We start from the raw sequence: 8,831 nt of genomic DNA, 5'->3' as shown, positions 1-8,831 counted from the left end.
AGCCCCCACGCTCGTGGGCCCGCTGCACATTCCGCCGGGCGGCACCGTCCCGCCGCCGGGCCCCGCGCCGTACGCGCAGCCGCCCGGTCCGCCCGGTCCGCCCGGTCCGCCGCCCGGATACGGTCAGCAGCCGCCCGGCCAGACGGCTCAGATGCCGCCCGGTTACGGCCAGCAGGCACCGACGGCGCCCCCCGGATACGGTCAGCAGCCGCAGTACGGACAGATCCCGGGCCAGGCACCCGGGCAGTTCCCGGGTCAGCCCGGTGCCCCCTCCCCGTACGGCGCACCCCAGGGTGCCCCCCAGGGCGGGGCCGGTGTGGCCGCCGCGCTGGGGGCCTTCAAGGAGACGCCCACCGGCCAGCGGTGGACTCCGCAGAACAAGAAGCTCATCCGCGTCGATCTCGGCATCGGCGGTCAGCCCGTACTGGCCCGCCAGGGCAGCATGGTGCTGTACCAGGGCAAGGTCGACTTCAGCTACAAGGGCGCCGGGTTCGCCGGTCGGCTCGTGGGCAGCGCGACCGGCCAGGAGATGCAGCTGATGCGCTGCACCGGTCAGGGCCAGGTGTTCTTCGCCGAGAACGCCACCCATGTGCACCCGATCGAGCTCCAGGGAGACGCGATCTGTGTCTCCGCGGAGAACGTCCTCGCCTTCGACGAGTCCCTCCAGTACGAGGTCCGTCGCATCGAGGGACACGGCATCCCCGGGGGCGCGCTGTTCACCATGCAGTTCCAGGGGACCGGCACCATCGTCGTCAAGACGCACGGTGCCCCTGTCGTCCTGCCGGTCACCCCCACGACGTTCGCCGACTGCAACGCGGTCGTCGCCTGGTCGGCGGCCGCTCAGGTGATCGTCTCCAGCCAGGTGCGGATGCGCCGGAACGCCTACCCCGGCGACACCGGCGAGAGCGTGAACCTCCAGTTCCGTGCCGCGCCAGGCAATTTCGTCGTCGTCCAGCCGTACGAGGTCTGAGGGAGCCCGACATGAACCAGCAACTCGCGGGCTTTGCCCCGGCACCCGTCACCGCGCGCATGGAGAACCACGGCAGTCACATGCTGAAGGTCGCCATGCAGACCGGAAGCGACCTCCTCGCGCGCGTGGGGTCGATGGTCGCCTACGAAGGGTTCGTCCAGTACGAGCCCAACCCGCCAGCCGTACGCCAGATCGCACGCGACTGGATGACGGGCGAGGGCGCGCCCCTCATGAAGTGCTCCGGCGACGGTCTGCTCTACCTCGCCGACTACGGGGCGAACGTCGTCGTCATCAACCTCAACGGGGACGCGATCTCCGTCAACGCGACGAATCTGCTCGCCTTCGACGCCCATCTCACCTGGGGTGTCGAGCGGGTGAAGGGGCTCGCCAAGTTCGCCGGACAGGGTCTGTGGAACACCAAGATCTCCGGTCAGGGCTGGGTCGCGCTGACGTCCCGGGGCAAGCCGATCGTCGTCGACTGCGGCGGTGGTGAGGACGAGACGTACGTCGACCCGGACGCGCTCGTCGCCTGGTCCCCGAACCTCAAGGTGAAGGGCAAGCGCAGCTTCAAGGCGCAGTCGCTGATCGGACGCGGCAGCGGCGAGGCCTTCCAGATGGCGTTCTCCGGGCAGGGCATCGTCGTCGTCCAGCCCAGCGAGGACAGCACCGACCGCCTCCGAGTCCGGGGCTGAGGGGGAGCAGGACATCATGCAGAGCCCGCTTTTCGGCTACAACGAGCAGCAGACCCAGGATCGCTACAGCCTGCAGAACTCGCAGATGCTGCGCGTCGTCCTGGAGGGGCACGACGACATCCTCGCCCGCAAGGGCACCATGGTCGCGTACCAGGGCCTTGTCGAGTTCGACGCCGAGTACCAGAACAACAGCCAGCACCGCGCGCGTGCCTACACCGGTGAGGGCCTCGACCTGATGCGCTGCCACGGGCAGGGCACGGTCTACCTCGCCAACCTCGGCCAGCACGTGCACGTCCTCGACGTGGACCAGGACGGCCTCACCGTCGACAGCAGCTATGTGCTGGCGATGGACTCCGGGCTGCACCACGAGGTGATCGCCGTGGACAGCCAGTACGGCATCTCCGGCTCCGGCAAGTACCAGCTCAACATCACGGGGCGCGGCAAGGTCGCGCTGGTGACCTCCGGGGTGCCGCTGATGATGCAGGTCACCCCGGACCGGTACGTCAACTGCGATGCCGACGCGATCGTCGCGTGGTCCACGGGCCTGCGTGTGCAGATGCAGGCCCAGACCCACTCCTCCGGAGTGTGGCGGCGCCGCGGCAACACCGGTGAGGGCTGGGAGCTCAGCTTCATGGGCAGTGGTTACGCGCTCGTGCAGCCCAGTGAACTGCTGCCGCCGCAGAATGCGGCGATCGGCCAGGGGCTGCGCGCCCAGTACGGCATGGGCCAGCAGGGCGTGCACGCGCAGAACCAGGGCAACGCCTGGAGCTGACGCCCGACCGTCCGGGAAGCGACGGTCCAGTGCGCAGATGTAAGGGGCGATCGCCACAGGCGGGCGCCCCTTACCTGCTCGACGTACGGCCCGCCTCCGCGCCGGTCACAGCCGGGCGCGGGCCGCGTCCAGGAGTCGTACGACCGAGTCGTCGGCCACCTCGGCGACCTCGTCGTAGGCGAACCAGCGCAGGTCGAGGGACTCGTCGCTGATGGCCTCGACGGCGTCGGCCGGGGCGAGTGCGGCGTACTGGACGTCCAGATGCCAGTGGCACGGCGCCGGGATGGCGTGCCGGTCCAGCGTCGCGGGACCGCCCGGCAGGAGGGTCAGACCCTCGATGCCCGATTCCTCGGTCGCCTCGCGCAGGGCAGCGCCGGCCAGGGTCGAGTCGTCCTGCTCGCAGTGCCCGCCCATCTGCAGCCACATCCGGAGCTTGCGGTGCAGCGTCAGCAGGACGCGGCCGCGCGACGGGTCGATCACCAGAGCGCTCGCCGTGAGGTGCCCGGCGTGACACGACTTCCACATCCCGTCCGGGTGCGCGGACAGGTGATCCAGATAGACCCGGCGCAGCTCTTCCTGGTCCTCGTAGCTCTTCAGCACGAGGACCGCGTCGTCGTACAGGCTCACTCGGTGTCGTCGCCCTTGTCGTCGCTCTTGCCGGAGTCCTTGGAGTCGTCGTCCTTCTTCAGGTTCGGCTTCTCCGTGCTCCCGCTCGCGGCCTCGCCGAGCATCTTGTCGAGCTCGGAGAAGTCCATGTGCTCGCGGTGCACGAAGCCGTCCGGGTCGTCCAGGTCGGACGCCGTGGGCAGCATGTCCGGGTGGGCCCACAGGCCGTCCCGGCCGTCCACACCGCGCGCGTCGGTGAGCGAGGCCCACAGGCGCGAGGCGTCCCGCAACCGGCGCGGGCGCAGCTGCAGACCGATCAGCGTGGCGAACGTCTGCTCGGCGGGACCGCCCGTGGCGCGGCGGCGGCGCAGCGTCTCGCGCAGCGCGTCGGCCGACGAGAGGCGCGGCTTGGCCGCCGAGTGGACGACCGCGTCCACCCAGCCCTCGACCAGCGCGAGCGCCGTCTCCAGACGGGCCAGCGCCGCCTTCTGCTCCGGCGTGTCCTCCGGCTGGAACATGCCCTGCTGGAGTGCCTGCTGCAGCTCCTCCGGGTTCTGCGGGTCGAACTGGCCGACCACGTCCTCCAGCTTCGCGGTGTCGACCTTGATCCCGCGCGCGTATCCCTCGACAGCGCCGAACAGGTGGGAGCGCAGCCACGGCACGTGCGCGAAGAGGCGCTGGTGGGCGGCCTCGCGCAGGGCGAGGTAGAGCCGCACCTCTTCCTGGGGGACGCTCAGGTCCTTGCCGAACGACTCGATGTTCAGCGGCAGCAGCGCGGCCTTGCCGACCGGGCCGAGCGGCAGGCCGATGTCGGTCGAGCCGACGACCTCGCCCGCGAGCACGCCCACGGCCTGCCCGATCTGCGTACCGAACATGGCGCCGCCCATGGAGCGCATCATGCCGATCAGCGGGCCCGCCATGGCCTGCATCTCCTCGGGCAGCACGTCGCCCATGGCCGCGCCGACGCGCTCGGCGACGGGGTCGACGAGCTCCTTCCACACGGGCAGGGTCGCCTCGACCCACTCCGCGCGGCTCCACGCCAGCGCGGAGGCGGCACCGGACGGCAGGGAGGTCGCGTCGTCCAGCCAGTGATCGGCCAGACGGACGGCTTCCTCGACCGCGAGCCGCTCGGCGGGGCCGACGCTCGCGTCCTTGGTGCCGTCAGAGGTGCCCTGGGCGACCGTCTGCCGGGCGATCTGCTTGGCCATGTCCCAATTCACCGGACCACCCTCGTACGAGAGCATCTGGCCCAGTTGCTGGAACGCGGCGCCCAGGTCATTGGGGTTCATCGAGCCGAACATGGCTGCGAGCGGATTGTCGGCTCCGGGGCCACCGGCTCCGGGCGGCCCGAAACCGAACGGTCCCTGACCACCGCCGCCCTGCTGGTCCTTCTTCTTGCCCTCGTCGCCGTTCTCCGGCTCCTCCGGCGGAAGGCCGAATCCGAATGGGGTGTCACTCACGGGATTCCTCGGCTGTTAAGGCCGCCGGTTCGTTCCGACGGCGGCTGCCCACAACACCACCCAGCGTAGACACCTGAACCCGATCGGGCCTCGGTGCTTCGCCGACTCGTCGCCTGCGGCAGGATGGATGCCACCTGGTAGGGGCGCGTCACACGCGTCCATTACTGAAGACAACCGCTGGAGACGCCCGGTGAGTTCCCCAGATCCGCAGGTTCGCGCAGCGCGAAACCACTCAACCAGCCCAGCCTCGCGCGGCCCCGTCGTCGCGGTCACCGGAGCCGCGGCCGGTGTGGGCGCGCTGCTCACCGAGCGGCTGGCCGCCAGCGAGGAGATCAAGCAGGTCGTCGCCATCGACGAACGGCGCGGCGAGTGCGCCGACGCCCAGTGGCACATCCTGGACGTCCGGGACCCGGCGATCGCCGAAAAGCTGCGCGGAGCGGACGTCGTGGTCCATCTGGCTCTCGACCTCGATCTGGAGACGGACGCGGCGGCCCGGACCGCGTACAACGTCCGGGGGACGCAGACCGTGCTCACCGCCGCCGCGGCGGCCGGGGTCCACCGGGTGGTGCTGTGCACGTCGGCGATGGTCTACGGAGCGCTGCCCGACAACGAACTGCCCCTCTCCGAAGACGCCGAACTGCGGGCGACGGCCGAGGCGACGGGCGTCGGTGACCTTCTGGAGATCGAGCGGCTCGCGCGCCGCGCGCCGCGGGCGCATCCGGGGCTGAACGTGACCGTCGTGCGGCCCGGGGTGCTCGTCGGCGGCGGTACGGACACCGCGCTGACCAGGTACTTCGAGTCACCCCGGCTGCTGGTCGTGGCGGGGTCGAGGCCCGCCTGGCAGTTCTGCCACGTCGAGGATCTGTGCAGTGCGCTGGAGTACGCGGTCGTCGAGAAGGTCGAGGGCGAGCTGGCCGTCGGGTGCGACGGATGGCTGGAGCAGGAGGAGGTGGAGGAGCTGAGCGGGATCCGGCGGATGGAACTGCCGTCCGCGGTCGCGCTGGGCGCCGCCGCCCGGCTCCACCGGATCGGGCTCACTCCTTCGCCCGCCGGGGATCTCGCCTACACGATGTACCCGTGGGTGGTGAGTGGGAGCCGGCTGCACGATGCAGGATGGCGGCCGCGCTGGACCAACGAGGAGGTCCTGGCGGAGCTGCTGGAGGAGGTCGCCGGGCGGCACACGGTGGCCGGCCGCCGACTGGGCCGCAAGGACGCGACCGCGGCGGGCGCGGCGGGCGCGACGGTGGCCCTCCTGGGCGCGGCAGCGGTGGTACGACGGGCCCGGAAGGCGCGGCGCAGGATCTGACCCCGGGCACGTGCCGGTCCGTGCCGTGCCGGGTCCGTGCCGGCTGTGCGGTCGGGGTGGGAGATCGTTCCCGTCGGCCGGTGCCGGCGGCCGAGCCGTGAAGGTGCGGCCCGCACACCTGCGACGGATCGGGCTCGTGCGGTCGAGGCTGGTTCTGGAGGAGGCTCCAAGCGGTACGCGTGCGTGCCGGGTGAAAGCCGTATTCCACGGTGTCGGCGGGGTGCGGCACGATGGAGCCATGGCATCTACCTATGACCACCCCGGTGAGCAGGCCGCTCAGGATCCGGTCCGGCTGCTCGCGATCCGCGACGAACCGCTCTCCCTGGACGAGGTCTTCAAGGCCGTGGGGGACGACGCCGCCGGGGGAACCGCGCTGTTCGTGGGGACCGTGCGGAATCACGACGGAGGCGCCGACGTCGACGAGCTCGGGTACTCGTGCCACCCCAGTGCCGAGGCGGAGATGCGCCGGGTCGCGGAGAAGGTGGCCGCCGCCTATCCGGTGCGGGCACTGGCCGCCGTTCACCGGGTGGGTGACCTGCACGTCGGGGACCTGGCCGTTATCGTCGCCGTGTCGTGCCCGCACCGGAGCGAGGCCTTCGAGGCCTGTCGCAGGCTCATCGACGATCTCAAGCACGACGTGCCGATCTGGAAGCACCAGAGGTTCTCCGACGGTTCGCAGGAATGGGTCGGAGCCTGCTGAGACCGGCGAATTCCCCGGCGCCGACAACCGACCGAGCTCTCACCCGCCGTCCGGTTGCGTAACCGGGGCCCTGCCGTGAGCGTTAACAGTGCGGATGGTTAATCTGCTGATCAGTCAGTTGCGGTCGCTCATGGGGTTGGGAGGTCGGCATGGCGGCGCTTGCCTGGTTGCTGATTCCGTTGATGGCCGCGATCGGTGCCAGTCTGTGGGGAAGTTGGGCCGGCCGGAATCGCAAGGCTGCCGGAGACGGTGTCGAGCTCGCTGGATACACCCGCTTCCGTGAGGCCATGGAGCGGACCGACGTCCGGGAGAGGTCCCACTCCGACGCGGTGTGAGATTCACGGTCCGTCCCCCGCGCCCGCGCGATGCGACCGGGTACGCGGCGGACGGCGTCCGGTGTCCCGGCCGGCTCCGACACCGCGCGGAGCACTCTGGATCACCGCCGGGAAGTGCGTGTTCGCGCCCTTTGGGCGGGCTCCGGCCCCACCACGTACGGACGGCCCCGACGGTGCGCTTACAACACCGTCCCGTACTGTCGTTCCATGCCACGCCGCACCGCGACGATGCTCGCCTCCACTCTGATCCTGATCGCGCTCCTGTGCGCGGGAGTGTTCATCAAAGTGCCGTACTCGGAGATGTCACCGGGTCCCACCGTGAACACACTGGGTGACCACGACGGCGAGCCGGTGCTGCAGATCTCCGGTCGCAAGACGTATCCGACGACCGGGCACCTGAACATGACCACGGTCCGTGTCACCAGCGCCGACTACAACATGAACCTCGTCGAGGCCGTGTACGGATGGCTGGCGCACGACAGCAAGATCGTGCCGCACGACACGCTCTACCCGGACGGCAAGACCGAGCAGCAGTCGACGCAGGAGAACGCCGAGGAGTTCAGCCAGTCCCAGGAGAGCGCCAAGGTGTCCGCTCTGAAGGAGCTGGGCATCCCGGTGAAGTCCTGGGTGATCGTCTCCACCGTCCTCAAGGGCTCCCCGGCCGAGGGACGGCTGCACGCGGGTGACGTCATCAAGGCCGTCGACGGTACTCCCGTGAAGGCGTTCGACGACGTCGCGAAGCTGGTCACCAAGCACAAGCCCGGCGACAAGGTCGTGTTCAGGATCGTGCCCGCCAAGGATCAGGCCGCCGCCACGAAGGAGCACACGACGGCGACCGCGACCAAGGATGTGACGATCACCACGGTCAAGTCCGACGACAGCGGCAGTGATCGTGCCATCGTCGGGATCTCGGCCGGGACCGACCACACGTTCCCGTTCACCATCGACATCAAGCTCGCCGACGTCGGCGGCCCGAGCGCGGGTCTGATGTTCTCGCTCGGCATAGTGGACAAGCTCACACAGGGGAACCTCACCGGAGGCAAGTTCGTCGCCGGTACCGGCACCATCGACGACGACGGCAAGGTCGGCCCGATCGGCGGCATCGACATGAAGACCGTCGGCGCGCGCAACAAGGGCGCCCAGTACTTCCTGACGCCCAAGGACAACTGCGCTGAAGCCGCCAAGGACACCCCCGACGGGCTGACGCTCGTCAAGGTCAACACCATCGACGACGCGATGAAGGCCCTCAAGGACATCAGCGCGGGCCGGACCTCCGACCTGCCGAAGTGCACCACCAAGGGCTGACGGACACCGCTCGTCCGTGGTCGGGGGCGCCTCGCGGTTCGCGGGACGCCCCCGACCACGTCCGTGCGCGGATCAGTCCGCGAACGTCGCCGACAGCGCCTCCGCGAGGCCCGGCACCAGGCCCGCCCCCGTGAGCACCTCCGTCGCAGCGTCCTTCTCGCGCAGCCGCAGCGCCGAGTCACGGGTGCCGTCGCGCAGGACGCCGACCGTCATGCGCACCTCCTGACGGTCCGGGTGCGCGGCGACCCACTTCGTGAGCTTCTTGCCGCTGAGACCCTCCGGGACCGACGCCTCCGCGGACGGCGGCAGCATCAGCCGCTCCACGGTGAGCGCGCAGCCGACGACGGCGTCGGGCCAGGCGATGGTGCCGAGGAACTCGTCCAGCGGCTTGCCGGCAGGGATCTCGTCCTGCTCGATGGGGGTGAGACCGATGGTCTCCTGCTCGTTCTCCAGGCCGAGCTGAGCGGCGAGGCCGGGTTCCTGAACCCGCAGCCGTGCGGTGTCTACGAGGGCGAAGAGGCGGGCGGGCTGGTCCCAGCCGAGGCCGGAGGCGTACTCGTCGATCTCGAGTACGGCCCGGGTGAGTGGGCTCGCTGCCATGGGAGTGTTGGACATGGTCACAATCCTGCCTCGTTCGTAACCGGAATCGGGAACCGAGTAAAGCGTGAGTAAGTTGCATAGATGA

The 8,831-nt window shown here is 70.0% G+C and carries 9 protein-coding genes; 6 read left to right on the top strand and 3 right to left on the bottom strand.

Features of this window, described 5'->3' with window-relative positions; translation table 11 throughout:
* The 3 genes from N4G66_RS33370 to N4G66_RS33360 form a co-directional block, all read left to right on the top strand.
* Positions 1-970, top strand: a 970-nt coding sequence (locus N4G66_RS33370) for an AIM24 family protein (protein WP_261708011.1), incomplete at its 5' end; no start/stop codon positions are given.
* Positions 971-981: 11 nt separating this feature from the next.
* Positions 982-1,662, top strand: coding sequence for an AIM24 family protein (locus tag N4G66_RS33365; RefSeq protein WP_261708010.1), 681 nt, complete (start codon positions 982-984; stop codon positions 1,660-1,662).
* 16 nt (positions 1,663-1,678) lie between these two features.
* Positions 1,679-2,434 carry an AIM24 family protein gene (locus N4G66_RS33360; RefSeq protein ID WP_261708009.1) on the top strand — a complete coding sequence of 252 codons (756 nt, stop codon included), beginning with the start codon at positions 1,679-1,681 and terminating at the stop codon, positions 2,432-2,434.
* A gap of 105 nt (positions 2,435-2,539) precedes the next feature.
* Here the strand turns inward: N4G66_RS33360 and N4G66_RS33355 are convergent, their stop codons facing one another.
* Positions 2,540-3,061, bottom strand: a complete 522-nt coding sequence (locus tag N4G66_RS33355) for an NUDIX hydrolase (RefSeq protein ID WP_261708008.1) — start codon at positions 3,059-3,061, stop codon at positions 2,540-2,542.
* On the bottom strand, positions 3,058-4,500 hold the full coding sequence (locus tag N4G66_RS33350; protein ID WP_261708007.1) for a zinc-dependent metalloprotease: 1,443 nt from the start codon (positions 4,498-4,500) through the stop codon (positions 3,058-3,060). The genes N4G66_RS33355 and N4G66_RS33350 overlap by 4 nt, the downstream gene beginning before the upstream one ends.
* Before the next feature lie 190 nt (positions 4,501-4,690).
* Here N4G66_RS33350 and N4G66_RS33345 point away from each other — a divergent pair, with 190 nt between their 5' ends.
* From N4G66_RS33345 to N4G66_RS33335, 3 genes are all read left to right on the top strand, one after another.
* The gene (locus N4G66_RS33345; protein ID WP_261708006.1) at positions 4,691-5,806 is read left to right on the top strand and encodes an SDR family oxidoreductase; all 1,116 of its coding nucleotides are present in this window, start codon (positions 4,691-4,693) and stop codon (positions 5,804-5,806) included.
* A gap of 238 nt (positions 5,807-6,044) precedes the next feature.
* Positions 6,045-6,506, top strand: a complete 462-nt coding sequence (locus tag N4G66_RS33340; protein WP_261708005.1) for a molybdenum cofactor biosynthesis protein MoaE — start codon at positions 6,045-6,047, stop codon at positions 6,504-6,506.
* A gap of 542 nt (positions 6,507-7,048) precedes the next feature.
* Positions 7,049-8,146 (top strand): YlbL family protein, encoded by a 1,098-nt coding sequence (locus N4G66_RS33335; protein WP_261708004.1) that lies wholly within the window; start codon positions 7,049-7,051, stop codon positions 8,144-8,146.
* Between the two features lie 72 nt (positions 8,147-8,218).
* On the opposite strand, the gene N4G66_RS33330 is transcribed toward N4G66_RS33335, so the two are convergent.
* Positions 8,219-8,761: a PPA1309 family protein gene (locus N4G66_RS33330; RefSeq protein WP_261708003.1), complete on the bottom strand. Its 543-nt coding sequence runs from the start codon at positions 8,759-8,761 to the stop codon at positions 8,219-8,221.
* Positions 8,762-8,831: the final 70 nt, after the last annotated feature.

Origin of the sequence: Streptomyces rhizosphaerihabitans (assembly GCF_025399795.1) — a bacterium.
GTDB classification, from domain to species: Bacteria; Actinomycetota; Actinomycetes; order Streptomycetales; family Streptomycetaceae; genus Streptomyces; species Streptomyces rhizosphaerihabitans.
This window is presented reverse-complemented; position numbering and strand designations above follow the sequence as displayed.